The organism is Paracoccus tibetensis (assembly GCF_900102505.1).
In the GTDB taxonomy this organism is placed as follows: domain Bacteria; phylum Pseudomonadota; class Alphaproteobacteria; order Rhodobacterales; family Rhodobacteraceae; genus Paracoccus; species Paracoccus tibetensis.
In genome coordinates this window covers 121,439-148,098 of the sequence record NZ_FMVT01000005.1, presented here as the reverse complement: position 1 = coordinate 148,098, position 26,660 = coordinate 121,439, and the positions used below count along the sequence as shown (strand labels likewise).

Below are 26,660 nucleotides of genomic sequence, written 5' to 3'. Positions count from 1 at the left end.
CCGCGAGATTGACAGGCCGGCCTTACCAAAGCGTTAACGGCGCTGGCTCCGCCTCAGAACAGCCCAGAGCCGAAAGCCTCCATGACCCAGACCGCCGCCGCCGAACCCGCCGCCGCACCCGTCGTCACCCGCTTCGCCCCCTCGCCGACGGGCTATCTGCATATCGGGGGCGCGCGGACGGCGCTGTTCAACTGGCTCTATGCGCGCGGCCGGGGCGGCAAGTTCCTTCTGCGGATCGAGGACACGGATCGCGCCCGCTCGACCCCCGAGGCGACCGAGGCGATCCTGAAGGGGCTGAGCTGGCTCGGCCTTGATTGGGACGGCGAGCCGATCAGCCAGTTCGCCCGCAAGGACCGCCATGCCGAGGTGGCGCGGCAGATGCTGGCCGGCGGCACGGCCTACAAGTGCTTCTCGACCCCCGAGGAGATCGCCGCCTTCCGCGAGGCGAACCCCCGCCAGCCCTTCCAGAGCCCGTGGCGCGACGCGACCGACCTGCCGGACGCGCTCTACGCCATTCGCCTCAAGGCGCCCCGCAGCGGCGAGACGGTGATCGCGGACGAGGTGCAGGGCGAGGTTCGCGTCGCGAACGACCAGTTGGACGACATGGTGCTGCTGCGCAGCGACGGCACGCCAACCTACATGCTGGCCGTGGTGGTGGACGATCACGACATGGGCGTGACGCATGTCATCCGCGGCGACGACCACCTGACGAACACCGCGCGGCAGATCCAGATCTACGACGCGATGGGCTGGCCGCGGCCGGTCTTCGCCCATATCCCGCTGATCCACGGCGAGGACGGCAAGAAGCTGTCCAAGCGGCACGGCGCGGTGGGGCTGCATGAATTTGCCGCGCTCGGCTATCCTCCGGCGGCGATGCGCAACTACCTCGCGCGGCTCGGCTGGAGCCACGGCGACGACGAGCTTTTCGGCGACGCGCAGGCGCGGGAGTGGTTCGACCTGGGCGGCATCGGCCGGGCGCCCGCGCGGCTCGACTTCAAGAAGCTGGAGCATGTGAGCGGCCACCACATCGGCACGATGGAGGACGCGGCCGTGCTGGAGGCGTTGGAGGCCTGGATGGCCGAGGCCGGCCACGCGCCGCTGACCGAGACGCAGTCGCAGCGCATCCTGGGCGCGATGGGGGCGTTGAAGGAGAAGGCGAAGACCCTGCCGGCGCTGCTGGATCAGGCGCGCTTCGCGCTGGTCGAGCGGCCCATCGCCGTCGAGGAAAAAGCGGCAAAGTCTCTCGATCCGGTATCCCGTGGTATGCTGAGAACATTGACTGCCGCAGTGCAGAATGTTAGCTGGACGCGAGACGCGCTGGAGCAGGCGGCCAAAGCGGTTGCCGAAGAAAATGGCGTGGGTCTTGGCAAGATCGCGGGGCCCCTCCGCGCCGCTCTGGCCGGGACCAGCACCACCCCCAGTGTCTTCGACATGATGACGGCGCTTGGCCGCGAGGAATCGCTGGCCCGGCTTCGGGACCAGACCGATCTGGCAGGCTGAGCCTGCCGCAATCATGCCCGGCCGCGCGGCTCCGTGCCGCAGGGACGGGCCTAGCCGGAAAGGACGCATGATGGCCGAAAAGAGTGCCAAGCTGCTGCTGAACGACGCCGAATACGAGCTGCCGATCCTCAGCCCGACCCAGGGGCCGGACGTTCTGGACATCCGCAAGCTCTACGGGCAGGCCGATGTCTTCACCTATGACCCCGGCTTCACCTCGACCGCCAGCTGCGAGTCGACCATCACCTTCATCGATGGCGACAAGGGCGAGCTGTGGTATCGCGGCTACCCGATCGAGCAGCTGGCCGCCAAGTCCTGCTATGTGGAAGTCTGCTACCTGCTGCTCTACGGCGAGCTGCCCTCGCCGACCCAGATGGAGGATTTCCGCAACCGCGTCACGCGCCACACGATGGTGCATGAGCAGATGCACAACTTCTTCCGCGGCTTCCGTCGCGATGCGCATCCGATGGCGACCATGGTCGGCGTCGTGGGCGCCATGTCGGCCTTCTACCACGACTCGACCGACGTGAACGACGAGTGGCAGCGCGAGGTCGCGGCGATCCGCCTGATCGCCAAGCTGCCGACGATCGCGGCGATGGCCTACAAGTATTCGATCGGCCAGCCCTTCGTCTATCCGCAGAACGATCTGGATTATGCCGCGAACTTCCTGAACATGTGCTTCTCGGTCCCGGCCGAGAAATACACGGTCGATCCGGCCCTGTCGCGCGCGATGGACCGCATCTTCACGCTGCATGCCGATCACGAGCAGAACGCCTCGACGTCGACCGTGCGTCTTGCCGGCTCGTCGGGCGCGAACCCCTTCGCCTGCATCGCGGCCGGAATCGCCTGCCTCTGGGGCCCGGCCCATGGCGGCGCCAACCAGGCCTGCCTCGAGATGCTGCGCGAGATCGGGACGGTGGACCGCATCCCCGAGTTCATCGCCCGCGCCAAGGACAAGTCGGACCCGTTCAAGCTGATGGGCTTCGGGCACCGGGTCTACAAGAACTTTGATCCGCGCGCGAAGGTCATGAAGGAATCGGCCGACGAGGTGCTGGACCTGCTGGGGATCAAGGACAACCCGACGCTGCAGGTCGCCAAGGAGCTGGAGAAGATCGCGCTCGAGGACGAGTACTTCATCGAGAAGAAGCTCTATCCGAACGTCGACTTCTACTCGGGCATCATCCTCGAGGCGATGGGCTTCCCGACCTCGATGTTCACGCCGATCTTCGCGCTCTCGCGCACGGTCGGCTGGATCGCGCAGTGGAAAGAGATGATCGGCGATCCGCAGAACAAGATCGGCCGCCCGCGCCAGCTCTATGTCGGCGCCGAGCGCCGGGACTATGTGGATCTGACCGCGCGCTGAGCCGCGCGAGGATCGTGAAGGGGCCCCGCCGCGGGCCCCTTTTTCATGCGCGGCGCGCGGGTCTTGCGCGGGACGCGGCCGGGTGGCAAGGGACGCATCATGGAACAGGTATCGAATGACGCGCCGAAGCTGGCGCTGGTGACGGGGGCCTCGCGCGGCCTCGGGGCGGCGCTGGCCGAGGGGCTGGCGGCGCGCGGCTATCACGTCCTCGCGGTGGCGCGGACCGTCGGCGGGCTGGAGGAGTTGGACGACCGCATCCGCGCCAAGGGCGGCGAGGCGACGTTGGCGCCCATGGACGTGACCGAGCCGGCGGCGATGCAGCAGCTGGCGGACGCGGTGCTGAAACGGTGGGGCGGCATCGACCTCTGGGCCCATACGGCGATCCATGCCGCGCCCCTTTCTCCGGCGCCGCATATCAGCGGCAAGGACTGGTCGAAGTCGATGCTGCTGAACGTCGAGGTGACGCGCGGGCTGATCGTGCTGCTGGAGCCCCTGCTGCGCGCGAAATCCGGCACGGCGATCTTCTTTGACGACCCGCAGGGCGGACAGAAGTTCTTCGGCGCCTACGGGGCCAGCAAGGCGGCGCAGATCGCGCTGGCCCGCAGCTGGCAGGCCGAGACGGTGAACACCGGCCCCCGCATCCTGATCGACAGCCCCGCGCCCATGCCGACGGCGGTGCGCGCGCGCTTCCATCCGGGCGAGGACCGCGCGGCGCTGACGCCTTGCGCGGACGAGGCGGCGCGGATCCTGGGCCTCGTCTGACGCGCTGCTTGCGTCCCGCGGCCCCGCGGGGGGCTGGCCGCCCCCCGCACCCCCCGCCGCGCCGCGCTAGTCCTGAAGCGGCGCGGTGGCCTCGTCGAGCCAGGCCAGCGCCTCACCCTCGAGCAGCGGCGACAGCGCCTCGCGCACCTGCGCGTGGTAGGCGTCGAGCCAGATGCGCTCGTCCCGCGACAGGGCCCGCAGGTCGATCAACCGGCGGTCGATGGGGCAGATGGTCAGCGTCTCGAAGCCCAGCATGGTCCGGCCGGGCTCGGCCTCGGCCTGGGTCACGGCCACTAGGTTCTCGATGCGGATGCCGAAGCTGCCCTCGCGGTAATAGCCCGGCTCGTTCGATAGGATCATGCCGGCCTCCAGCGCCATGTCGCTGGCGCGGCTGATCCGCACCGGCCCCTCGTGCACGCAAAGCGCCGCCCCGACGCCGTGGCCGGTGCCGTGATCGAAATCGAGCCCCTCGGACCAGAGGAACTGCCGCGCCAGCGCGTCCAGATGCGCCCCGGCGACGCCCTTCGGAAAGCGCGCCCGGCTGAGGGCGATCATCCCCCGCAGCACGGCCGTGTAGGGCGCGACGGCCTCCTGCGGCGCCTCGCCCAGGGCGACGGTCCGGGTGATGTCGGTCGTCCCGTCGGCATATTGCCCGCCCGAATCGATCAGCAGCAGCTCGCCCGGCGCGAGGCGGCGGTTGCTGGCCTCGCTGACGCGGTAATGGACGATGGCGCCGTGGGGGCCGCTGCCCATGATCGTCTCGAAGCTGATGTCGATGATCCCGGCCTCGCGCCGGAACGCCTCGAGCTGGCGGACCACGTCGATCTCGGTCAGCGCCGCCGGGTCCTGCGCGTCGAGCCACGCGAGCAGCCGTACCATCGCGGCCCCGTCGCGCAGATGGGCCGCGCGCATGCCCGCCAGCTCGGCCGCGTTCTTGCGCGCCTTGGGCAGGACGGCCGGATCGGGGCCGCGGGCAATCGCCGTGCCGGCGGCCTCGAGGATGCGGAAGGCCGCTTCCGGCGCCGAGGCGGGGTCCAGGCGCACCGGCCCCTCCAGATCGGTCAGCGCGGCGGGCAGGGCCTCGGCATGCAGGATCGCGACCTCGTTGCCCAGATGCGCCCGAACCTCGGGGCTGAACTTCGCGGGATCGGCGAAGAGCGAGACCTGCCCGCTGTCCGACAGCACCGCGAAGGACTGCACCACCGGATTGCGCGGCAGGTCGCTGCCCCGGATGTTCAGCAGCCACGAGATCGAGTCGGGCAGGGTCAGCAGCGCCGCAGCCTGCCCCGCTGCCTTCAGCTCGGCCGCGAGGCGTGCGCGCTTCTGCCCGGCGCTTTCGCCCGCCAGATCCTCGGGATGGATGCGCGCTGCGCCCACGGGCAGCGCGGGCCGGTCCTGCCAGATGGCATCGACGGGATTGGCCTCCACCGCGATCATTGCGATGCTGCCGCCGAGCGCGGCCTCCATCGTCTCGATCTCCTTGCGGCTGTGCAGCCACGGATCGAACCCCACGCGCCCGCCCTGCGGCAGCGCCTCCTGCAGCCAGTCAGAGGGACGCGTTTCGGGCCAGTTCACCGGCGTGAACTGCGTCAGGTCCACCTGCCCGCGCACCTGCACGCGGTAGCGGCCGTCGATGAAGACGCCCGCCCGGGTCTCGGTCACGACGGCGAAGCCCGCGCTGCCGGTGAAGGCGGTGAGCCAGGCGAGCCGCGCATCGGCTTCGGCCACATATTCGCCCTGATGCGCGTCGGCGCGGGGGATGATGAAGGCATCGAGGCCGAGCGCCTTCATCTGCCCGCGCAGGTCGGCAAGGCGCGCCGCGTGATCGCCGCCGCCCGCCGGGTCGTCGAAGCGTTGGAAGCTCACAGCCGGATCGCCTCCATCACCTGGGGCTCGATGACATCGACGCCGGGCAGGGCGGCGACCAGCGCCTCCGCCGACTGCTCGAGCGCGGGGAAGGTGCGGTAATGGCAGGGGATCACGGTCTTGAAGTCGAAATAGCGCTTGGCGGCATAGCCCGCCCCCGCCATGTCCATCGTGAAATGCCCGCCCGCGCAGAGGATGCCGATGTCCGGCTTGTGCAGATCGCCCATCCACTCCATGTCGGCCATGATGTCGGTGTCGCCCGAGACATAGATCACGTGCCCCTCGCCGGCGATCATGTAGCCCGACTCGTGGCCCGCATAGACCGGCCCGTCCGGCCCCGAGATCGAGCTGGAATGGCTCGCGTTCACCATCGTGACCTTCGCGCCGCCCAGATCGACCGTGCCGCCCTTGTTGAAGCCGATCCCCTCGATCTTCTCGGTCTTCTCCCAGTGGCCGATCAGGTCGAAGATGCCGACCAGCGGGATCTTCAGCTCCTTCGCCAAGGCCAGCGCGTCGCCGGTATGATCGCCATGGCCGTGGGTCAGCAGGATGTGGGTGGCGCCGCGGATCGCCTCGTCGCGCCGGTCCGAGGGGAAGACCGGGTTGCCGGTCAGCCAGGGGTCGATCAGGATGACGGCGACCTCGATCTCGAGGCGGAAGCCGGCATGGCCGAGCCAGGTCAGTTGCATCGCATGCTCCTTTGCAGCTGTCGCGGCAGGTTAGCGAGGCCGGGCGGGGCTGACCAGAACCCCTCTCAGGTCACTCCCTCTCAGATAACGGGCGCCGCGTCGTCCAGCCGCAGGCGCAGCCGCTCTCGCCCGCCCCAGGTCGAGAGTTCAAGCTTGCCGGCAAGGTGGAAGCGCCGCCCCCGCGCCCCGATCAGCGAGGGGCCGAGCGGACCGTCCATCGCGCCCCAGGCCACGGCCTCCAGCGCCGGGGCGCCGGGGCTGCGGAAGGACAGGCGCAGGTGCCGCTCGCCCATCGTGGCGGCGCTGTCGATCAGCTGGTCGGCGAAGGCGAAGCGCGGGGCCGGGGCGGCCTGGCCGTAGGGGCCGGCATCCTCCAGCATCCGGTACATCTGCGGCGTGGCGCCGCTGCCCTCCAGCAGGCCCGAGATGCGCAGATCGCGCGCCCCGCTCCGCCCGGCCAGCGCGGGGGCGATCAGCTCGGCCAGCCGCTCCATGGCGGGGGCGATCCTTGCCTCCTCCACGGTCAGTCCGGCGGCCATCTCGTGCCCGCCCCCCTTCAGCAGCAGCCCTTCGCGGGCCAGCCGCTGGATCGCGCGGCCCAGATCCACGCCCGGCACGGACCGCGCGCTGCCCTTGCCGATCCCGTTCTCGACCCCGATCACGACCGAGGGCAGGTCCGTCGCCTCCTTGACCCGCGCCGCCACGATGCCGACCACGCCCGGATGCCAGCCGGGCCCCGCCGCCCAGGAAAGTCGCGCCTCGCCCCGCGCCTCGACCTGCGCCAGCGCCTCGTCCCGCACGGCCGCCTCGATGGCCCGCCTGTCGCGGTTCAACTCATCCAGCTGCCGTGCGAAGGCTTCGGCATCGCCGGGCGACCGGCACGAGAGGCAGAGCGCCCCCAGATCCGCCTTCCCGACCCGCCCGCCGGCATTGATCCGCGGCCCCAGCAGGAAGCCCAGGTGAAACGCCGCCGGCGGCCCGTCCAGCCGCGCGATGTCCGACAGCGCGACCAGCCCCGGCCGCTGCCGCCGCGCCATCACGGCAAGGCCCTGCCGCACGAAGGCCCGGTTCACGCCCACCAGAGGCGCCACATCCGCCACCGTCGCCAGCGCCACCAGGTCCAGCATCGACATCAGGTCCGGCTCGGGCAGCCCGCGCGCCCGCAGCACCCGCCCCGCCTGCACCAAGGTCAGGAACACGACGCCCGCTGCGCAGAGAAGGCCGAGACTGCCATCCTCGTCCGCCCGGTTCGGGTTCACCACCGCCAGCGCCGGCGGCAGCGTCTCGCCGCCGAGGTGATGGTCCAGCACCACGACGTCGCAGCCCACGGCCGCCGCCAGCGCCTCATGCGACAGCGTGCCGCAATCGACGCAGACGATCAGGTCATGGCTCGCCGCAAGCTGCGCCATGGCCGGCACGTTCGGCCCGTAGCCCTCGTCGATCCGGTCCGGGATATACAGCGTCGCCTGCCGCCCCTGCCGGTGCAGCCAGTCGATCAGCAGCGCCGCCGAGGCGCCCCCGTCCACATCGTAATCCGCGAAGATGGCGATTCGCTCGCCGGCGACCGCGGCCGCCACCAGCCGCTCGGCGGCCAGTCCCATGTCGCGCAGGCTCAGGGGGTCGGGCAGCAGGTCGCGCAGCTTCGGCGTCAGGAAACCGGCCGAGCCCTCGGGCGCCACCCCCCGCTCGGCCAGCACCCGCGCCACCGCCAAGGGCAGCCCCGCCTGCTGTGCCAGCCCCTCGGCCCGCCGCTCCAGATCCGCCTCCGGGCCGATCCAGCGCCGCCCGGTCAGCGAGCCGTCAACCCCAAGATAGCCCACGCCTGCCTCATCTTCTGTGCCCAAATATCCCGGGGGGAGTCCCGGAACGGGACGGGGGGCAGCGCCCCCCTGCCACCCTCAGCGGATGGGGTTGCGGTAGATCATGCGCCGGACGGAGCCGGTCTTCGAGCGCATCAGGATCGTCTCGGTCGTCAGATGCGACGGCTCGCGCTTCACGCCCGCCACGATCGAGCCGTTGGTCACGCCCGTCGCCGCGAAGATCACGTCGGCCGTCACCAGCTCGTCCCGCGCATAGATTCGGTCCAGGTCGGTGATGCCGGCCTTGCGCGCGCGGCCGCGCTCGTCGTCGTTGCGGAAGAGAAGTCGGCCCCACATCTGCCCGCCCATGCATTTCAGCGCCGCGGCGGCCAGCACCCCCTCGGGCGCCCCGCCCGAGCCCATGTACATGTCGATGCCGGTCAGCTCTGCCTCGGCGCAGTGGATCACGCCCGCGACGTCGCCATCGGTGATCAGGCGGATCGCGGCGCCGGTGCTGCGGACCTCGTCGATCATGTCCTCGTGGCGCGGCCGCTCGAGGATGCAGACGGTGATGTCGCTGTCCTTCACGCCGCGCGCGGCCGCGAGGGCGCGCACCCGCTCGGCCGGGCTCATCTCCAGGCTCACCACGTCGACCGGGTAGCCGGGTCCCACGGCCAGCTTATCCATGTAGACGTCGGGCGCGTGCAGCAGCGTGCCGCGCGGGGCCATGGCGATCACGGTCAGCGCGTTCGGCATGTCCTTCGCCGTCAGCGTGGTGCCCTCCAGCGGGTCGAGCGCGATGTCCACCTCGGGCCCGTCGCCGGTGCCGACCTCTTCGCCAATGTAGAGCATGGGCGCCTCGTCGCGCTCGCCCTCGCCGATCACGACGACGCCTTTGATGTCCAGCATGTTCAGCTGGTCGCGCATCGCGTTCACGGCGGCCTGGTCGGCGGCCTTCTCGTCGCCGCGGCCGATCAGCCGGGCCGAGGCATGAGCGGCCGCCTCGCTGACGCGGGCAAGGCCCAGGGACAGCATGCGGTCGTTGAAATCCTTCGGCGTCGTCATCCCTCGGCCCTCCTTCCAGCAGGTTCGGGCTGCTTCTACGGGCGCACCCGCGGGGCGGCAAGCCCGCGCGCGCCTGTGCTTCAGTTTTGCGACAGTTCCAGCGCCAGCGCGTGGACGCGGGGCACGATGTCGCCGAGCGTGCGGTGGACCAGCCGGTGCTGCTCGATCCGCGACAGGCCGGCGAAGGCCGGGCTGGCGATCTTCAGGCGGAAATGGCTCTCTCCGCCCTCGCGGAAGCCCGAGTGGCCGCGATGGCTCTCGCTCTCGTCGATCACCTCGAGGCGCAGCGGGTCCAGCGCGGCCAGCCGCGCCCTCATCTCGTCCGCAATCATGCCGATCCTTCCGTCAAGGTCTTTCATGTCCCGGCAGATAGCCTAAACTGCCGCCTCCGAGTCGCAAAGGTGCCCCTGATGAGCAAGAACGACCCGTTCGGTTTCGACATATCCGCCGCCAAGGACAAGAAGCGCAAGACCAAGGGCCGGCGGGGGATGTCGGGGGCCTTTGAGACTTCGACCCGCGTCTGCGAGCGCGAGGGCTGCGAGGAGGCCGGCCAGTACCGGGCGCCGAAGAACCCGCGCAACCTCGACGACTATTTCTGGTTCTGCAAGGAGCATGTCCGGGAATACAACGCGAACTGGAACTACTTCCAAGGCCAGTCCGAGGAGGAGTTCCAGCAGTTCATCGACAATGCCACGGTGTGGGAGCGGCCGACCAAGCCCTTCGGCCGCGCCGCGCAGGAGCAGAAATGGGCGCGGCACGGGATCAGCGACCCGCTGGAGATCCTGGGCGCGAACGGCACCTCGCCCGAGGCGCGGGCGCAGGTCGCGGCGCGCAAGCTGCCCCCGACTGAGCGGCGGGCGCTGGATATCCTGGAGGCGAAGGACAGCTGGACCCGCGCCGAAATCCGCAAGCAGTACAAGTCGCTGGTCAAGGACCTGCATCCCGACATGAACGGCGGCGACCGCTCGGACGAGGACCGGCTGTCCGAGGTGGTCTGGGCCTGGGACCAGATCAAGGACAGCCGCTACATCCGCGACTGAGGCCGGACGGGGGCTGCCGCCCCCGCCGCCTGCGGCGGCTCCCCCGCGGATATTTCTGCACAGAAGATGGGGCTAGCGCCGGCGCCGGATGGTGGCGGCGGCCAGGACGACCGCGAGCAGGAGGAGGATGGGCAGGTTGCCGGTCCGCATCCACAGCGTCGGGGGCAGCGCGCCGGGCAGGGGGGCGTCGATCCTGCCCGCCTCGTTCAGCGGCAGGTCGGCGCGGATCTGGCCGCGGGCGTCGATGACCGCGCTGACGCCGGTATTGGCGGCGCGGATCAGGGGCAGGCCGGTCTCGATGCTGCGCAGCTGCGCCTGCGCGAGATGCTGGTAGGGGCCCGAGAAGGTGCCGAACCATGCGTCGTTCGTGGCTTGCAGCAGCCAGCCGGGGCGCTGGCCCAAGGCGCGGAGGTGCTGGGGGAAGATCGCCTCGTAGCAGATCAGCGGCTGGAAGTCGGGCGCGCCGGGGGCCGTCATCAGCATCGGGCCGGGGCCGGGGACGTAGCCGTTGCCTGCCTGGGCCGCGAAGGCGTTGATGCCGAGGCGCGCCATCGCGTCGCCCCAGGGGATGTATTCGCCGAACGGGACGAGGTGGAACTTGTCGTAGATGGCCGTCACCTCGCCGCCGGGGGCGATGGTGGCGAGGCTGTTGAAGTAGCGCATGTCCTCGCGGCGCTGGATGCCCATGACGAGGGGCGCGCCGGCCGCCTGCGACATGACCGGCAGGACTTCGTCCGCCTGGTCGAGGAGGAAGTTCACCGCCGTCTCGGGCCAGATCACGAGGTCGCGCGGTCCCGGTTCGGCCGACAGGTCGAGGAGGCGCTGGAAGAAGAGAAGCGCGTATTCCGGGTCCCATTTCAGGTGCTGGGCGGCGTTCGGCTGGACGATCCGCAGCTGCGTGTCCGTGTCGGGGGGCAGGGGCGCGGCGAGCCGGGCGAGGCCGGCGGCCCAGGTCCCGGCGAGGAGGATTAGGGCGATGAGCGCGCCGGGCCAGATGCCGGCCGCGCGGGGGCGGCGCGGGCGCCAGAGCAGCGTCGGCAGCGTGGCGAGGGTCATGGTCAGCGTGGAGAGGCCGATGGCGCCGATCCAGGCGGCGGCTTGCGCGACGGGGGTGCCGATCCAGACATGGCCCGTCAGTGCCCAAGGAAAGCCGGTGAAGATCCAGCCGCGCAGCCAGTCCGAGAGGACGAGGGCCGCGCCGATGGCGAGGGCCTGCCGGCGCCAGCCGGGAGAGAGGCGCGCGGCCGCCCAGGCCGGGAGCGCCCAGAAGAGCGCGCCGCCGAGGGCCATCAGGACTAGGGCGAAGGGCGCCATCCAGCCGTAGATCTCGGGCTGGACGAGGAAGGGCTGGGTGATCCAGTGGAGCCCGAGGCCGAACCAGCCGAAGCCGGCGGCCAGGGCGTGCCAGAAGACCGCGGCGGACCGGGCGCGGGCGAGGCGCCAGATCAGCAGGGCGAGGGCGAGGGGCGTGGCGCCCCAGATCCCGAAGGGCGCGAGGCCAAGCGCCGCGATCAGGCCGAGCGCGAGGTCCGGCAGCACCTGGCGCAGGGGAGGCCGGCCCCGGCGGTGAAGCCGGGGCGGGTGGAGGGTGCGGGTGCGGCGCATCAGGCCTCGGATTGGGCCGAGTCCTGGGGCTGAGCCTCGGTATCGGCGGCCTTCTTGCGGCTGCGGCTCGCCCGGGGCTTCGGCGCGGCGGCCTCGGCTTCGGGCGCGGCGTCACCGCTGTCCTTCGGCGCGGCCTTGCGGCGGCTGCGCTTGGGCTTCTCCGCAGCCTCGGGCTGAGGCTCGGTCGCGGCTTCCGGCTGCGCCTCGGCCGCCGGCTTCTTGCGGCTGCGCGTGGTCTTCGGCTTCGGCGCGTCTTCCGCCGCCGCCTCGGCCGGCGCGGCTTCGGCCTTGGGCTTGCGCGTGCGCTTGGGCGCAGGTGCCTCGGCTTCGGCCGGCGCAGAGTCCTCGGCAGCGGCCTTGCGGCGGCGGCGGGGCTTCGGCGCGGCCTCCTCGGGGGCCGGATGGGGCGCGGCATCGCCGGCCTCGACGATCAGCGGCTCGGCCGGGGCTTGCGTCGCGGCCTCGGCGGGTGCCTCGGTCGCGGGCTGCGCCTGCAGGGCCGGGGTCGCCTCGGCCGCATCGTCCTTGCGGCGGCGGTTGCGGCTGCGCTTGCTGCGGGGCTGCTCGGCGGCGTCCGGGCGCGCCTCGGCGGCCGGCGCCTCGGCCGCGGGGGCCGGGCGGCGGTCCTCGGTGGCCGATCTCAGCGCGGTCCGCAGCTCGACCAGCATGAATTGCGGGACGTGATCGCCAAGGCCCATTATCGGCGCGCCGCGATGATCGCCGCCGCGCTCGCCATTGCCGCGGCCGTTGCGGCGGCCGTCGCGCTCGCGCCGGTCGTCGCGACGCTCGTCACGGCGGTCATCCCGGCGCTCGTCACGCTTCTCCTCGCGCTTCTCCTCACGTTTTTCCTCGCGCTTCTCGGCGCGCGGCTCCTCGCGTTCCACGGGTTGCGGACGGGGGGCCTCTTCGCGCTTCTCGGTGCGTTCCTCGCTGCGCTCCCCGTCGCGGCGGCTGCCGCGGCGCCGGCGCGAGCCGCCGGCCCGGTCCTCACGCTCGCGCTCACGCTCACGCGGGGCCGGGCCGTCGGAGGTGGTGAAGCCCTCGGGCTGGGGGGCGCGGGGCAGGGACTTGGCGACGAGCTGCTCGATCGCGGTCAGGTATTTTTCGTCCGCCGGCACGCCGATGCTGATCGCGGTGCCGAGACGGCCGGCGCGGCCCGTGCGGCCGATGCGGTGGACATAGTCCTCGGCATGGCTCGGCAGGTCGTAGTTGAAGACATGGCTCACGGCCGGGATGTCGAGCCCGCGCGCGGCGACGTCCGAGGCGACCAGCAGCCGCAGCTTGCCGTCGCGGAAGCTCTCCAGCGTGCGGGTGCGCTGGCTCTGGTCCAGATCGCCGTGGATGGGCGCGGCGTCATAGCCGTGCTTGGCCAGCGACTTCGAGACGATGTCGACATCGGTCTTGCGGTTGCAGAAGATGATGGCGTTGGTCAGCCCCTCGCCCTCGGCGTCGATCAGCGCGCGCAGCAGGTCGCGCTTCTGCTTGGCGGCCATGTCGCGGCGGGTGGGGGTCAGTTCGACCAGGCGCTGCGTGATCGTCTCGGAGGCCGTCGCCTGGCGCGCGACCTCGATCCGCTCGGGGGAGTGGAGGAAGGTGTTGGTGATGCGCTCGATCTCGGGCGCCATGGTGGCGCTGAAGAAGAGGGTCTGGCGCGTGAAGGGGGTGAGCTGGAAGATCCGCTCGATGTCGGGGATGAAGCCCATGTCGAGCATGCGGTCGGCCTCGTCGACGACCATGATCTGCACGCCGGTCAGCAGCAGCTTGCCGCGCTCGAAATGGTCCAGCAGCCGGCCGGGGGTGGCGATCAGCACGTCGACGCCGCGGTCGATCAGCTTGTCCTGCTCGCCAAAGCTCACGCCGCCGATTAGCAGCGCCTTGGTCAGGCGGGTGTGCTTGGCATAGGTCTCGAAATTCTCGGCCACCTGCGCGGCAAGCTCGCGCGTGGGGCACAGAACCAGGCTGCGCGGCATCCGCGCGCGGGCGCGGCCGCGACCCAGCATGGTGATCATCGGCAGCACGAAGCTGGCGGTCTTGCCGGTCCCGGTCTGCGCGATGCCCAGCACGTCGCGACCCTCCAGCGCGGGCGGGATGGCGCCCAGCTGGATGGGGGTCGGCGTCTCGTAGCCTGCTTCGGCAACGGCCTGCAGAACCTTGGCATCCAGTTTCAGATCGGAAAATTTGGTCATTCGGGGCTTTCTCTCGTGTCCGCCCGCGATTCTTGGGGCGATGCGTTCCATGCCGCGCGCGCATCTGGCGCTTTTCGGCAGTGATGGGACGCAGTTTCGGACGCCCCGCCTTGTGCCCGCCGGATGCGGGACGCCTTCGGTTAGACGAAAGGTGGTGTGCCGTCAATCTTTTGCCAAGATCTGCGCCGAAAAACCACGGGATGCGGTGCAAAAGGGGCTATGTGTTGACCTTACCCCGTGCCGGGCGGTAACCGGCGAGGGTCAAGCAGGAAGCCGATGATGAACCTTTTCACCGATCTCCGCGGCGTCGTCGTAGGGGCGCTGAACCAGATGACCGAGGCGGGCGAGCTGCCGGCGGGCCTCTATTTCGCCAATGTCGCGGTCGAGCCGCCGCGCGATGCGGCGCATGGCGACATGGCCACGAACGCCGCAATGGTGCTGGCCAAGCCCGCCGGGATGAAGCCGCGCGAGATCGCCGACAGGCTGGCCGCGCGCCTGACCGACCCGCGCATCGCCTCGGCCGAGGTGGCGGGGCCGGGCTTCCTGAACCTGCGTCTTTCGCCGTCCGTGTGGCAGGGCGTCGTCAAGGCCGCCGTCGAGTCGGGGCCGGAATTCGGCCGCTCGCAGATGGGCGCGGGGACCAAGGTCAACATCGAGTTCGTCAGCGCCAACCCCACCGGGCCGATGCATGTGGGCCATGTGCGCGGCGCGGTCTTCGGCGACGCGCTGGCGCGGCTGCTAGCCTTCTCGGGCCATGACGTGACGCGCGAATACTACATCAACGACGGCGGCGCGCAGGTCGACGTGCTGGCCCGCTCGGCCTATGAGCGCTACCGCGAGGCGAACGGGCTGGAGCCCGAGATCCGCGAGGGGCTCTATCCCGGCGACTACCTGATTCCCGTGGGCGAGGCGCTGAAGGCCAAGTATGGCGAGAGCCTGCTGGACAGGCCCGAAGAGGACTGGCTGGCCGAGATCCGGGACTTCGCCACCAAGGCGATGATGGAGCAGATCCGCGGCGACCTGGCTGCGCTCGGCGTGCAGATGGACGTCTATTCCAGCGAAAAGGCGCTCTACGGCACCGGCAAGATCGAGGCGGCCATCGCCCGGCTGGAGAGCATGGGCCTGATCTATCGCGGCACGCTCGAGCCGCCCAAGGGCAAGCTGCCCGAGGATTGGGAGGCGCGCGAGCAGCTTCTGTTTCGCTCGTCCGCACATGGCGACGACGTGGACCGGCCGATCCAGAAGTCGGACGGCGCCTGGACCTATTTCGCGCCCGACATCGCCTATCACTTCGACAAGATCGAGCGCGGCTTCGACCAGCTGATCGACGTCTTCGGCGCCGACCATGGCGGCTACGTCAAGCGGATGAACGCGGCGGTGAAGGCGCTGTCGAACGGGCGCGTGCCGCTGGACGTCAAGCTGATCCAGCTGGTGAAGCTCTACAAGAACGGCGAGCCGTTCAAGATGTCCAAGCGCGCCGGCACCTTCGTGACCCTGCGCGACGTGGTCGAGGAGGCGGGGGCCGAGGTCACGCGCTTCATCATGCTGACGCGCAAGAACGACGCGGCGCTGGATTTCGACTTCGCCAAGGTGCTGGAGCAGTCCAAGGACAACCCGGTGTGGTATGTCCAGTATGCCAGCGCACGGGTCCATTCGGTGCTGCGCCGCGCGGCGGAAGCGGGAATCGACGTGAGCGATTCTGCCCTGACTGCGGCCGATCTGTCGCAGCTGGCCCACCCGGCCGAGCTGGAGCTGGCGCGGAAAGTCGCCGAATGGCCGCGCCTGGTCGAGCATGCCGCGACGGCGCATGAGCCGCATCGCATCGCCTTCTTCCTCTATGACATTGCTTCCGACCTGCATTCGCTCTGGAATCGCGGCAACGACGATCTGTCGCTGCGCTTCGTGCAGGAGGGCGCGCCTGCAACCAGCCAGGCAAAAATTGCGCTGGTCCGGGCGGTTGGCGTTGTTATTTCAAGCGGTCTCGCTATTCTTGGCGTCACTCCGGCGGAAGAAATGCGTTGATTCAATGCGCCGCCGCCGGACGTCTGAGAGCAGTCAAAGTTAATCCGGAACAACCGGCGGGCAGGCAGACATGGCAGTGATGGATTTCCGCGAAGGCGGGTATGTGTTCTCGCGACACAAGGTGAAGCGCGAATTCGCGTATGATCAGGCAGGCTGGTCCCGCGGCGCCGACGCGAGGGCCGAGGCCGACCCGCGCGATCCGGCGGGGGACGGCCTCCAGGCGCGGCTGGCGCGGGTGACGCATTATGTCGGCGCCGTCGCCTCGGTCGGGCTGATGGTCGGGCTTCTGGCCTGGGGCTGGCAGCTCGTCTCGCGCGACGTGTCGGGCGTGCCGATCATCAGCGCGATCGAGGGCGAGGCCCGCACCGCCCCCGAAGAGCCGGGCGGCCGCCTGACCCCTCATACCGGCCTTGCCGTCAACAATGTTGCCGGGGGCGAGGCGCCCAGCCCGACGCAGCAGGTGGCCATTGCGCCCCAGCCCGTGGACCTCGCGCCGGACGACGTGGCGATGGGCCAGCTCGGCGCCACCGCGCGCGAGCCGGCCAATGCCTCCGAGACGCCGCTGACCTTCACCGGCGATCCGATCGTGCCGCTGTCGGACAGCGAGGCCCGCGCGCTGGCCGAATCGGAAGCCGCCGCCGCTGCCGAGCGGGCGCTGGCTGACCAGGCCGTCAACGAGGCCGCCATCATCGACGCGCCCGCCGCCGAAGGCCCCGTGACCGAGGTGGTGACGGACGAGAACGGCATCCCCGCCCAGGCCGCCGCGATCACCGAGGCACTGGCCGAGGCGCAGGCGCAGATGAACAGCGGCGCGCTGGTCGCGTCGGCCCGCCCGGCGCCGCGTCCGCGCGTCACCCGCGTCGCGGCCGCGGCGCCGGCAGCCGCCGCGCCTGCCGCCGCCGCCGCGCCGGCCCCGGCGCCCGCGCGTGCCCCAGAGCGTGCCGCCGAACCCGCCCCGGCCCCGGCGCCCGCGCCGGCCGCGGCCTCGACCGCCAGCGGTCCGGTCGTCCAGGTCGGCGCCTTCGACAGCAACGACATCGCCTCGGGCGAGTGGTCGCGGCTGGCGGGGCGTCACGCCTCGCTCTTCTCGGGCAAGTCGCCGGTGATCCAGCAGCACCAGTCGAACGGCCGCAGCTTCTGGCGGTTGCGCGTGGCGGGCTTCGGCTCGGTCAGCGAGGCGCGGCAGTTCTGCTCGGCCCTGCAATCGGCCGGCACGGACTGCCTGGCGCTCGGGCAGTGACCGGCAGCGCCACCATCCTCGGCGGCATCGAAGGGACGGCCCTGACCGCCGACGAGGCCGCCTTCTTCCGCGAGGCGGACCCCTGGGGCTTCATCCTCTTCGGCCGCAACGTCGAAAACCCCGCGCAGTTGTCCCGCCTGACGGGCGATCTGCGCGCGGCGGTGGGGCGCGACTGCGTCATCACGGTCGATCAGGAGGGCGGGCGCGTGCAGCGCCTGCGCGGCCCGCACTGGGCCGACTGGCCCGCCCCGCTGGACCAGGCGACCTCCGGCCCCCGCGCCATGTGGCTGCGCTATCACCTCATCGGCCGGGAACTGCGCGCGGTCGGCATCGATTCGAACTGCGCCCCGACGCTGGATGTCGCGCAGCCCCAGACCCACCCCTTCCTTCGGAACCGCTGCCTGGGGACCGACCCCGCACGCGTGGCGGAACTTGGCCGAGCGGCCGCCGACGGCATGCTGGCGGCGGGCGTCCTGCCGGTGGTCAAGCACATGCCCGGCCATGGCCGCGCGCAGGCCGACAGCCATCTGGACCTGCCGCTGGTCGAGGCCGATCTTGCGGAGCTAGACGCCATCGATTTCGCCCCCTTCCGCGCCCTGAGTGACCTGCCGATGGGGATGACCGCCCATATCCGCTTCGCCGCGCTGGACGAGGCGCCGGCCACGGCCTCGGCCCGGATCATCGCGCTCATCCGCGAGCGGATCGGCTTCGACGGGCTTCTGATGACCGACGACATCACCATGCAGGCCCTGAGCGGAACCGAGGCCGAGCGCGCCGCCGCCGCCATCGCCGCCGGCTGCGACCTGGTGCTGCACTGCAACGGCGACATCGCCAGCATGGGCCCCGTGGTCGAGGCCGCGGGCCGGCTGACCGACGCCGCCGCAGGCCGCGCGGCGGCCGCGCTTGCCCGCCGGCAGGCGCCCGAGGATGCCGATCCGGCGGCGCTGCTGGCCGAATGGCAGGCCCTCGTCACCGCCGTCGCTTGACGAATGCTCGCGCGGGGCGGACCCCGCGCCTCTGACCGAAGGACATGACGCTGGCCAGGATCACCCATCTCCACGCCGTCCCCGAGGCCGCGCCAGGCGCGGATTCCGTCGCGCAGCGCCGCGCGGACGAGGCGCTGATCGTGGACGTGGACGGCTACGAGGGGCCGCTGGACCTGCTGCTGACGATGGCGCGCACGCAGAAGGTGGACCTGATGAAGATCAGCGTGCTGCACCTCTCCGAGCAATACCTGGCCTTCGTCGAGAAGGCGCGCGCCCTCAGGATCGAGCTGGCGGCGGACTACCTCGTGATGGCGGCCTGGCTCGCCTATCTGAAGTCGCGCCTCTTGCTGCCGCCCGATCCCGAGGACGAGGGCCCTTCGGCCGAGGACATGGCCGCGCATTTGGCCTTCCAGCTCGAGCGGCTCTCGGCCATGCGGCAGGCGGCGGCGCAGTTGATGGCGCGGGACAGGCTGGGGATCAGCCGTTTCGCGCGCGGCGCGCCCGATGCGGTGGTCCGCACAAGGCGCACCGAGTGGCAGGCGGGGCTGATCGACCTGATGCGCGCCTATGCGCGACTGAAGACCCGCGACGAGTTCCGGCCGTTCGCCTTCGACCGGCAGGGCGTCTTCACGATGGAGCAGGCGTTGGAGCGGCTGCGCCGGATGATCGGCTTCGCGGGCGAGTGGACCGATCTCGCGGTCTTCCTGCCCGAGGGCTGGGCCGCCGATCCGGCCCGCCGCCGCAGCGCCACCGCCGCGACCTTCGCCGCCGCGCTGGAACTGGCGCGGCAGGGGCGGCTGCAGATCCGCCAGCCCGACACCTTCGCGCCCATTAGCTACCGCGCCACCGGCCATGGCGAGTGACGCCTTCCCGCCGATGGACCAGCAGGAGCGGATGGTCGAGGCGCTGCTCTTCGCCGCTCCCGCGCCGCTGAGCCTGCGCGACATCGCCGCCCGGCTGCCCGCCGGCTGCGACGCGGCCGAGGCGCTGGCGGGCCTGCGGCGGCTCTACCAAGGGCGGGGCGTGGTGCTGGAGCGGATCGGCGACGGCTACGCCTTCCGCACCGCGCCGGACCTTTCCTTCCTGATGCAGCAGGACAGCATCGAGACGCGCCGCCTGTCGCGCGCGGGGATCGAGACGCTGGCGATCATCGCCTATCACCAGCCCGTCACCCGCACCGAGATCGAGGAGATCCGCGGCGTCGCCGTCAGCCGCGGCACGCTGGACCAGCTGATTGAGATGGGCTGGGTCCGGGTCGGCCGCCGCCGCATGACGCCGGGCCGCCCCGCGACCTTCGTCGTGACCGAGGCGTTCCTCGATCATTTCGGCCTGGAAAGCGCGCGGGACCTGCCGGGGCTGGCGGAGCTGCGGGCGGCGGGGCTGCTCGAGTCGCGCTCGCCCAGAGAGGGTATCGCTATGCCTCTTGCACCCGCTGAGGATGATGACGACATGGGGACGGCAGGTCCGGCCGAGGATCTGTTCGAGGATGAGTGACAGGAGCTGCCAATGAACATGAACCAGATCACCAAGATGTTCACCCGCCTCGTGATGCGCCGGATCATGAACTGGGGGATCAACCAGGGGATGGACACCATCTCGAAGGCGCGCAAACCGAAGGCGGCGCCGCCTCCGCCGCAGGTGGACAATGACGGCAACCTGATCGAGGCGCAGCAGCCCTCGGACGCGCAGAACCGCAAGCAGGCGCGGCAGATGGCGCAGAAGGTCAAGACGATGAACCGGATGACGCGGCGCTAGCCCCTCGTCTTCGGGCGCGGCTCGCGATAGGGCTGCGCGATGGACAGCATTTTCGACATCTTCCTGGTGGCGACGCCCGGGCTGGAAGAGCCTCTGGCCGCCGAGGTGCGGGCGCTTGGCTGGGAGCCAGCCCTTCAGCCCGGCGGCGTGACGATCCGCGGCGGCTGGCCCGACGTGTGGGCGGCGAACCTGCGGCTGCGCGGGGCGACGCGGGTGCTGGCGCGGTTCGGCGGCTTCAGGGCGATGCACCTGGCGCAGCTGGACAAGCGGGCGCGGAAGTTTCCCTGGGCCGAGGTTCTGCGCGCCGACGTGCCGGTGAAGGTCGAGACGGTCAGCCGCGCCTCGAAGATCTACCATGCCGGCGCGGCCACGCAGCGGATCGAGCGGGCCATCGCCGAGACGCTCGGGGCGCCGCTTGGCGGCGAGGGCGCGGTCGTGGTGAAGGCGCGGATCGAGGATGATCTGGTGACCTTCAGCGTCGACACGACAGGGGAATCCCTGCACAAGCGCGGGCACAAGGAGGCCGTCGCCAAGGCGCCAATGCGCGAAACGATGGCGGCCATGTTCCTGCGGCAGATGGGGTTCGATCCGGCGCAGCCGGTGCCGGTGCTGGACCCGATGTGCGGCTCGGGGACCTTCGTCATCGAGGCTGCCGAGATGGCGGCGGGCCTGGCGCCGGGGCGCAGCCGGAGCTTCGCGTTCCAGCAGCTTGCGACGTTCGATCCGGACGCGTGGGAGGCCCTGCGGGCGCCGGCGCCAGTGCGGGAGGTCACGCCGATCTTCCTTGGCAGCGACCGGGACGCCGGGGCGGTCCGGATGAGCCGCGCCAATGCCGAGCGCGCGGGCGTGGCGGCCTTCACCAGCTTCGAAACCCACCCAATCGCTGATCTTCAGCGGCCGGACGGCGCGCCCGGGATCGTCATCGTGAACCCGCCCTATGGGGCGCGGATCGGGAACAAGGGGCCGCTCTTCGGGCTGCATGGCGCGATGGGCGAGGTCTTCCGCAGCCGCTTTTCGGGTTGGCGCGTCGGGATGGTCACCAGCGAGGCGGGCCTGGCGAAGGCGACGGGGCTGCCGTGGCAGGCGCCCGGGCCCATTGTGGCGCATGGGGGGCTGAAGGTGCGGCTGTGGCAGACCGGGGCGTTGCCCTAGGGCGCAACGCCGTCGCGCGGGTTCAGCGGAACTGCTTGGCGAGCTTGAGGCCCTGGCCCTGATAGTTCGAGGCGATGTCCTGGCCGTAGAGGCGGGCGGGCCGGGCGGCCATGCGCTCGTAGACGAGGCGGCCGACGACCTGGCCGTGCTCGAGGACGAAGGGCGCCTCGTGGCAGCGGACCTCGAGAACGCCGCGGGCGCCCGTGCCCGAGGGGCCGATGCCGAAGCCGGGATCGAAGAAGCCGGCATAATGGACTCGGAATTCACCGACCATCGCCAGATAGGGGGCCATCTCGGCGGCGTAGTCGGCGGGAATGGCGACCGATTCGCGGCTGACGAGGATGTAGAAGGCGCCGGGGTCGAGGATCAGGCGGCCGTCGCTCGTGCGCAGCTCGTCCCAGAACTCGGCCGCAGGATAGGCGCCGATGCGGTCCAGATCGATCACGCCGCTATGCGGGCGGGCGCGGTAGCCGACCAGATCGCCCTGCTCCGGCCGCAGGTCCACCGAGAAGCCGAGGCCCTGGTCGATCAGCGCGGGGGCGCCGCCGACCAGCGGCGTCTCGGCGTGGAGCGCCGTCAGCTCGGCATCCGACAGCTGCGCCGTGCCGGCCCGCAGGCGCAGCTGGTTGAGGCGCATGCCGGGGCGGACGAGGACCGAGAAGCTGCGCGGGCAGATCTCGGCATAGAGGGGGCCGTCGTAACCTTCGGGCAGGCGGTCGAACTCGGTGCCGTCGTCGGTGACGAGGCGCGTCAGCAGGTCCAGCCGGCCGGTCGAGGACTTGGCGTTCGCCACGGCCGAAAGACCGGCGGGCAAGGCGATGCTTTCCTGGAGGGGGATCAGGTAGACGCAACCGCGTTCCAGCACGGCGCCGGCGCTGAGGTCCATCTGGTGCATCTGCATGTCGTCCAGACGCTCCGCCACGCGGCGGCCCTTGCCAGCCAGGAAGCTGGCGCGCAGGCGATAGGCGGTGGCGCCAAGGCGCAGGTCCAGCGAGGCCGGCTGTATCTGCTCGGGCGTGACCGGGATGTCGCTGCGGATGGCGCCGGCGTCGATCAGCGCGCGGATCTGGTCGTCGGGAAGCACGCCGTTCATGAGCACCTCATACGCGGATACGAAAACACCCACCCCGAAGGGTGGGCGTTTCTCAGATGGTCGGGCCGGCGAGATTCGAACTCGCGGCCTTCCGCCCCCCAGACGGACGCGCTAACCAGGCTGCGCCACGGCCCGACACGGGGTCCGTATAGTGCGATCTTGCCGGGCTGCACAAGGGCCGGCGGACGGAAATCTGCAGCCAATGCGACACGGGGTCAGTAGAGCCGCGAGATCGCGTTGCCGAGGCGCATTCCGGCCGCTGCGGCTTGCTGCCAGCGTGGGGCGCCGGGCTGTTGCGCGCGCAGCAGCGCGGCCATGCGCGTCAGGCGCGGCAGCCAGGTCGAAGCAGGCGGCGGCGGGCCGTCGAAGAGCGCCATCTGCCCCTCAGGCACCTCGCGGCGGCCGCGGTGGCGCAGGCGGACATGCGGCTGATGCGGGGGTTCCGGCGGGTCCGTGTCCGTCAGGGCGTCCTCGGGCGGCGTTTCGGCTGGCGCCTCGGTGTCCTCCGGCACGGGCGGCAAAGCCGTCTCGGGCTGCGGCGGCGACGCGTCGTCCTGCCACTCGGGAAGCGCCTCGAGGGGCGGCGCCACGGGCGGCTCTGGGGGCGGCGGGGGCGGGGTGTCGAGCTGGGCGGGCGGGGCGGCGTCAGGAGTGACGTTCGGGTCGGCGTCCGGCAGCGCCGGCGCGGCGTCGGCCGTGGCCATCTCGCCGAGGCGGACTTGGCCGCGCGCGCGGACGGCGGTGCCCCTGTCCAGCGCGATCAGCTTGCGGGCGCCGCGGATGGTCAGCCCGTCATCACGCAGCAGCTCGCAGAGGCCGGCGGCGAGGCGCACATCCTCGGGGCGGTAATAGCGGCGCCCGTCGGGGCGCTTCATCGGCTTCAGCTGGGGAAACTGCGTCTCCCAGTAGCGCAGGACATGCGGGGGAACGCCGATGAGGGCAGCAACTTCCCCGATCGAGCGAAAGGCGTCATCCCGCTTCTGCATGCCGTTGCCGATCCGCCCCTAGCCCTTGCGCTTGTTGCCGGCGGCCACGCGATCCTTCATCAGGTGCGAGGGGCGGAAGGACAGCACGCGCCGGGGCGTGATGGGGACTTCCTCGCCGGTCTTGGGATTGCGGCCGATGCGCTCGTTCTTGTCGCGGACCGAAAAGGTGCCGAAGGACGAGATCTTCACCTGCTCGCCGCGCACCAGCGCGTCGGAGATATGGCCCAGCACGCTTTCGACCAACTGGGCGGATTCGTGGCGCGAAAGGCCGACATCGCGGAACACCGCCTCGGCCAGGTCCATGCGGGTCAGAGTCTTGTCGCCCATGATCGTTCCTTTTCGCTGACGCAAGGATGAGGCCCTTCGGCCGTGCTGTCAACGAGACGGGCGGGGAAATCGTTCCCCGCCCGTGACTTGCATGGTGGTGCGGCGCGCGCTTTACACGCTGCGGTTGCGACCTACTGCGCGCAGGCCTCGATCTCGGCGAGGTCGGGACCGTTCGGGGTCCGGCCGAGGTCGAAGGGCGCGGAGGCGGTGCGCCAGGTCGCGTAGTCCTCGAGATAGCCGATCATGCTGGCATAGACGCGTGCCGAATCGCGGTTCTCGCAGGCGACCTCGACGATGGTCTCGTTGGCCAGCTCCTGGATACGCTCCAGCGCGGCGTCGTCGAGGCGGTTGATCTCGGTCCCGGCCTCCTCGAACTGGCGATAGGCCTCGTTGGCGCGCCGCTCGGTGAAGGAGAGCGACCAGAGCATGGTGGCGTCGGCGGCGAGGCGCAGGCGCTCTTGCGTGGCCTCGTCCAGCGCGTCCCAGCTGTTCTTGTTGATCATCACGCCGAAGACCGACGAGGACTGGTGCCAGCCGGGCGTCGACCAGTAGCTGGTCACCTGCTGGAAGCCGCCCGAGAAGTCCACGTTGGGGGTCGAGAACTCGGCCCCGTCGATCACGCCGCGCTCGAGCGACTGGTAGATCTCGCCGCCGGCCATGCTGACCTGGCTGCCACCGAGTTTTTCCAGAAGGCGGCCCTGCTCGAGGCCCGAGAGGCGCAGGCGCAGGCCCTGAAGGTCGTCGACCGTGCGGATCGGCTGGCTGACGGTGCGGAACCCGGATTCGTTGTTGGTCACGCCATAGGGCAGGTAGACCATGCCGAACTGGCCGTAGATCTCGTTATAGAGGTCGGCGCCGCCCCATTCCTGGATCCAGTTGACGTAGTCCACCGCGTTAAAGAGGCTGGCGGTCGTCGCCAGCGGCGAGAAGGCCGGGTTGCGGCCGGCCCAGTAGCCCGGCCAGTCGGCGCCGGCCTGGATCGTGCCCGATTCCACCGCGCCGAAGACCTCGCCCGCCGGAACCAGGCTGCCGCCGTCGTAGAACTCGATCGTCAGGACCTCGGGATCGACCATCTTGCCGACATTCTCGACCCATTTGCGGTCGATCTCGATCAGCTCGAGGCTGGAGGGCCAGGTGGAGGTCATCGTCCAGGTCTCGGCCAAGGCCGGGGACGCGACGGCAAGCGCAAGCACGGCGGTGGAAAGCGTGGTTTTCATGTTTCAGAGCCTCCTCGTTGAAAACGTCAGCCGCCATAGAGCGTGGCGGGAAGCCACGTCACCAAGGCAGGGAACAGGATCATCGCGCCGCACATCAGGATGATGAGCGCGATGAAGGGCAGCACGCCGACGATGATGTCGGTGGTGCGCACGTCGGGCGGGGCGATGGCGCGCATGTAGAAGAGCGCGTAGCCGAAGGGCGGCGACAGGAAGCTGGTCTGCAGCACCACGGCCATCAGGACGACGAACCACAGCGGGTCGATGCCCATCTCGGCCACCAGGGGCAGGAAGATGGGGAAGGACAACAGCACGATGCCGGTCCAGTCGAGGAACATGCCGAGGATGAAGACGACCAGCAGCATCACCGCGACCAGCGTGTAGGGATCGTCGGCAAGCCCGCGGATCAGGTCCTGGCTGGCGCGCAGGCCCCCGGTGATGTTGAAGACGCCGGTGAAGGCGGTGGCGCCCACGACGATGAAGAGGATCATCGCCGAGGTGCGGCCAGTTTCCAGAAGTGCCGAGTAGAAGGTCGACCATTTGAAGCGGCCACGGAAGATCACGATCAGCAGGGCGAGCAGCGCGCCGATGGCGCTGGCCTCGGTCGCGGTGGCGATCCCGGCCAGCAACGAGCCGAGGATGCCGAGGATCAGGATCAGCGGCGGCACGGCCTCGACCAGCAGCAGCTTCCACATGGCGCCGCGGCTGATCTGGTCGGCCTCGGCGATGCGGGGGGCCCAGTCCGGCTTGATCCAGGCGACGGCGACGACGTAGATCGCATACATCACCCCCAGCAGCAGGCCCGGCACCATGGCCCCCGCGAAGAGCTGGCCGACCGACAGGCCCGGCGCGTAGGAGGCCATCAGGATCAGCATGATCGAGGGCGGGATGAGGATGCCGAGGCAGCCCGAGGCGCCGATGAGGCCGGTCGCCAGCCGCTTGTCATAGCCGTATTGCAGCATGGGCTTCAGGGCCATGACGCCCATCACAGTGATCGAGGCGCCGATGATCCCGGTCGTCGCGGCCAGCAGGATCGAGATGAACACGACCGCAAGCCCGAGGCCGCCTTTCACGCGGGACATGAGGTGGCGCAGCGCCTCGAACATGCGGTCGGTGACGCCGCTGTCAGACAGGAAGCGGGCCATGAGGACGAACAGCGGAATGGCGATCAGGACGTAGTTGTCCAGCACGTCGCCGAAGATGCGGTTGATGACGATGCCCAGCACCTGCGGGCGGTCCGCGATGAAGGCGCCCAGAACGGCGGTGCCGCCGAGGACCAGCGCCAGCGGGTGCCCCATGAAGAGCCCCAGCAGCAGAAGGCCCGACATGATGAGGGCGATGGCTTCACCGGACATGCGTCGGCTCCTGCTGGACGGGATCGTTGCCGTAGATATGCGGGGCGCGGTCGAGGATCAGCTTCAGCACCTCGGACACGCCCTGGATCAGCAGCAGGCAGGCGGCGACGAACATCGCCATCTTCAGCGGATAGACGGGCAGGGCCACGGCGCCGTAGGTCACCTCGCCCTGGTTCCACGAGGTCATCGCGAAGGTCCAGCTGCGGGTCGCGAAGATCCAGGCAAAGGGGAAGAAGAAGATGACGTAGCCGGCGACCTCGACCCACCGGCGCATGGCCGGGCGCATGGTGGCGGTCAGCAGGTCGACGCGGACATGGGCCTGGTGGTTCAGCGCGTAGCCGCCCAGCATGATGAAGTAGAACCCGTAGAGCTGCTTCGTCACGTCGAAGGCCCACCGGGTCGGCTGGCCCAGCACGTAGCGCATGAAGACGTCGTAGATGATGATGGCCGCGAAGATCAGCGCCACAAGTGAGACGATGCGGCCGACGACCTCATTGATGCCGTCGATCAGACGGATGATCGGCAATGTCTGGACCCTCCCCAAGGTCGGCAGGCGATTTTCTGCACCTGCACGATCGGCAGTCTTCAGAAGCGGTGGGGGAGTGTCAACCGGCCGGAGCCAGCGTTGCGTCATTTGGGCCGTGACGTAACGGCAGGT

At 70.4% G+C, this 26,660-nt stretch carries 23 protein-coding genes, 1 tRNA gene and 1 pseudogene; 11 read left to right on the top strand and 14 right to left on the bottom strand.

Going from position 1 to position 26,660, the window contains the following annotated elements; translation table 11 throughout:
- Positions 1–81 precede the first annotated feature (81 nt).
- The 3 genes from gltX to BLP73_RS08570 all read left to right on the top strand — a co-directional run bounded on the left by gltX (position 82) and on the right by BLP73_RS08570 (position 3,622).
- A complete protein-coding gene (gene gltX, locus BLP73_RS08580; RefSeq protein ID WP_090742572.1) occupies positions 82–1,500 on the top strand; it encodes a glutamate--tRNA ligase in 1,419 nt (472 codons plus the stop codon).
- Between the two features lie 67 nt (positions 1,501–1,567).
- Positions 1,568–2,860 (top strand): citrate synthase, encoded by a 1,293-nt coding sequence (locus BLP73_RS08575; RefSeq protein WP_090742569.1) that lies wholly within the window; start codon positions 1,568–1,570, stop codon positions 2,858–2,860.
- 99 nt (positions 2,861–2,959) lie between these two features.
- Positions 2,960–3,622, top strand: coding sequence for an SDR family NAD(P)-dependent oxidoreductase (locus BLP73_RS08570; protein ID WP_090743087.1), 663 nt, complete (start codon positions 2,960–2,962; stop codon positions 3,620–3,622).
- 66 nt (positions 3,623–3,688) lie between these two features.
- Here the strand turns inward: BLP73_RS08570 and BLP73_RS08565 are convergent, their stop codons facing one another.
- The 5 genes from BLP73_RS08565 to BLP73_RS08545 all read right to left on the bottom strand — a co-directional run bounded on the left by BLP73_RS08565 (position 3,689) and on the right by BLP73_RS08545 (position 9,373).
- Positions 3,689–5,488 (bottom strand): aminopeptidase P family protein, encoded by a 1,800-nt coding sequence (locus tag BLP73_RS08565; protein WP_245686609.1) that lies wholly within the window; start codon positions 5,486–5,488, stop codon positions 3,689–3,691.
- Complete coding sequence (locus BLP73_RS08560) at positions 5,485–6,177, bottom strand: metal-dependent hydrolase (protein WP_090742567.1); 693 nt, start codon at positions 6,175–6,177, stop codon at positions 5,485–5,487. The genes BLP73_RS08565 and BLP73_RS08560 overlap by 4 nt, the downstream gene beginning before the upstream one ends.
- A gap of 80 nt (positions 6,178–6,257) precedes the next feature.
- The gene (gene recJ, locus BLP73_RS08555; protein WP_090742563.1) at positions 6,258–7,997 is read right to left on the bottom strand and encodes a single-stranded-DNA-specific exonuclease RecJ; all 1,740 of its coding nucleotides are present in this window, start codon (positions 7,995–7,997) and stop codon (positions 6,258–6,260) included.
- A 78-nt stretch (positions 7,998–8,075) separates the two neighbouring features.
- Positions 8,076–9,041, bottom strand: a complete 966-nt coding sequence (gene glpX, locus BLP73_RS08550) for a class II fructose-bisphosphatase (RefSeq protein ID WP_090742561.1) — start codon at positions 9,039–9,041, stop codon at positions 8,076–8,078.
- Between the two features lie 80 nt (positions 9,042–9,121).
- Positions 9,122–9,373, bottom strand: a complete 252-nt coding sequence (locus tag BLP73_RS08545) for a BolA family protein (protein WP_090742558.1) — start codon at positions 9,371–9,373, stop codon at positions 9,122–9,124.
- Positions 9,374–9,451: 78 nt separating this feature from the next.
- On the opposite strand from BLP73_RS08545, the gene BLP73_RS08540 reads away from it, so the two are divergent.
- Complete coding sequence (locus BLP73_RS08540) at positions 9,452–10,081, top strand: J domain-containing protein (RefSeq protein WP_090742555.1); 630 nt, start codon at positions 9,452–9,454, stop codon at positions 10,079–10,081.
- A 72-nt stretch (positions 10,082–10,153) separates the two neighbouring features.
- Here the strand turns inward: BLP73_RS08540 and lnt are convergent, their stop codons facing one another.
- Entirely contained in the window at positions 10,154–11,686 is a 1,533-nt protein-coding gene (gene lnt, locus BLP73_RS08535; protein WP_090742552.1) for an apolipoprotein N-acyltransferase, read from the bottom strand.
- Positions 11,687–12,255: 569 nt separating this feature from the next.
- A pseudogene (locus BLP73_RS08530) lies at positions 12,256–13,872 on the bottom strand (DEAD/DEAH box helicase); the annotation flags it as partial.
- Positions 13,873–14,151: 279 nt separating this feature from the next.
- Here BLP73_RS08530 and argS point away from each other — a divergent pair.
- From argS to BLP73_RS08495, 7 genes are all read left to right on the top strand, one after another.
- Positions 14,152–15,894, top strand: coding sequence for an arginine--tRNA ligase (gene argS, locus BLP73_RS08525; RefSeq protein ID WP_090743081.1), 1,743 nt, complete (start codon positions 14,152–14,154; stop codon positions 15,892–15,894).
- Positions 15,895–15,973: 79 nt separating this feature from the next.
- On the top strand, positions 15,974–17,134 hold the full coding sequence (locus BLP73_RS08520; RefSeq protein WP_245686608.1) for an SPOR domain-containing protein: 1,161 nt from the start codon (positions 15,974–15,976) through the stop codon (positions 17,132–17,134).
- Positions 17,131–18,120 carry a beta-N-acetylhexosaminidase gene (gene nagZ, locus BLP73_RS08515; protein WP_090742543.1) on the top strand — a complete coding sequence of 330 codons (990 nt, stop codon included), beginning with the start codon at positions 17,131–17,133 and terminating at the stop codon, positions 18,118–18,120. The genes BLP73_RS08520 and nagZ overlap by 4 nt, the downstream gene beginning before the upstream one ends.
- A 44-nt stretch (positions 18,121–18,164) precedes the next feature.
- Complete coding sequence (locus BLP73_RS08510) at positions 18,165–18,983, top strand: segregation and condensation protein A (RefSeq protein ID WP_090742541.1); 819 nt, start codon at positions 18,165–18,167, stop codon at positions 18,981–18,983.
- Positions 18,973–19,614 carry an SMC-Scp complex subunit ScpB gene (gene scpB, locus BLP73_RS08505; RefSeq protein WP_245686607.1) on the top strand — a complete coding sequence of 214 codons (642 nt, stop codon included), beginning with the start codon at positions 18,973–18,975 and terminating at the stop codon, positions 19,612–19,614. The genes BLP73_RS08510 and scpB overlap by 11 nt, the downstream gene beginning before the upstream one ends.
- Before the next feature lie 12 nt (positions 19,615–19,626).
- A complete protein-coding gene (locus BLP73_RS08500) occupies positions 19,627–19,875 on the top strand; it encodes a hypothetical protein (RefSeq protein ID WP_090742535.1) in 249 nt (82 codons plus the stop codon).
- 39 nt (positions 19,876–19,914) lie between these two features.
- Positions 19,915–21,027, top strand: a complete 1,113-nt coding sequence (locus BLP73_RS08495; protein WP_090742532.1) for a THUMP domain-containing class I SAM-dependent RNA methyltransferase — start codon at positions 19,915–19,917, stop codon at positions 21,025–21,027.
- A gap of 22 nt (positions 21,028–21,049) precedes the next feature.
- Here the strand turns inward: BLP73_RS08495 and BLP73_RS08490 are convergent, their stop codons facing one another.
- From BLP73_RS08490 to BLP73_RS08460, 7 genes are all read right to left on the bottom strand, one after another.
- Complete coding sequence (locus BLP73_RS08490; RefSeq protein WP_090742529.1) at positions 21,050–22,120, bottom strand: 2'-deoxycytidine 5'-triphosphate deaminase; 1,071 nt, start codon at positions 22,118–22,120, stop codon at positions 21,050–21,052.
- A 57-nt stretch (positions 22,121–22,177) separates the two neighbouring features.
- Positions 22,178–22,255: transfer RNA gene (locus tag BLP73_RS08485), tRNA-Pro, on the bottom strand.
- Positions 22,256–22,335: 80 nt separating this feature from the next.
- Complete coding sequence (locus BLP73_RS08480; protein WP_090742526.1) at positions 22,336–23,106, bottom strand: MerR family transcriptional regulator; 771 nt, start codon at positions 23,104–23,106, stop codon at positions 22,336–22,338.
- An 18-nt stretch (positions 23,107–23,124) separates the two neighbouring features.
- The gene (gene ihfA, locus BLP73_RS08475) at positions 23,125–23,433 is read right to left on the bottom strand and encodes an integration host factor subunit alpha (RefSeq protein ID WP_090742523.1); all 309 of its coding nucleotides are present in this window, start codon (positions 23,431–23,433) and stop codon (positions 23,125–23,127) included.
- Between the two features lie 131 nt (positions 23,434–23,564).
- Positions 23,565–24,650 carry a TRAP transporter substrate-binding protein DctP gene (dctP, locus tag BLP73_RS08470; protein WP_090742520.1) on the bottom strand — a complete coding sequence of 362 codons (1,086 nt, stop codon included), beginning with the start codon at positions 24,648–24,650 and terminating at the stop codon, positions 23,565–23,567.
- A 26-nt stretch (positions 24,651–24,676) separates the two neighbouring features.
- On the bottom strand, positions 24,677–26,002 hold the full coding sequence (locus BLP73_RS08465; RefSeq protein ID WP_175453284.1) for a TRAP transporter large permease: 1,326 nt from the start codon (positions 26,000–26,002) through the stop codon (positions 24,677–24,679).
- On the bottom strand, positions 25,992–26,528 hold the full coding sequence (locus BLP73_RS08460) for a TRAP transporter small permease subunit (RefSeq protein ID WP_245686606.1): 537 nt from the start codon (positions 26,526–26,528) through the stop codon (positions 25,992–25,994). The genes BLP73_RS08465 and BLP73_RS08460 overlap by 11 nt, the downstream gene beginning before the upstream one ends.
- Between the last annotated feature and the right edge of the window lie 132 nt (positions 26,529–26,660).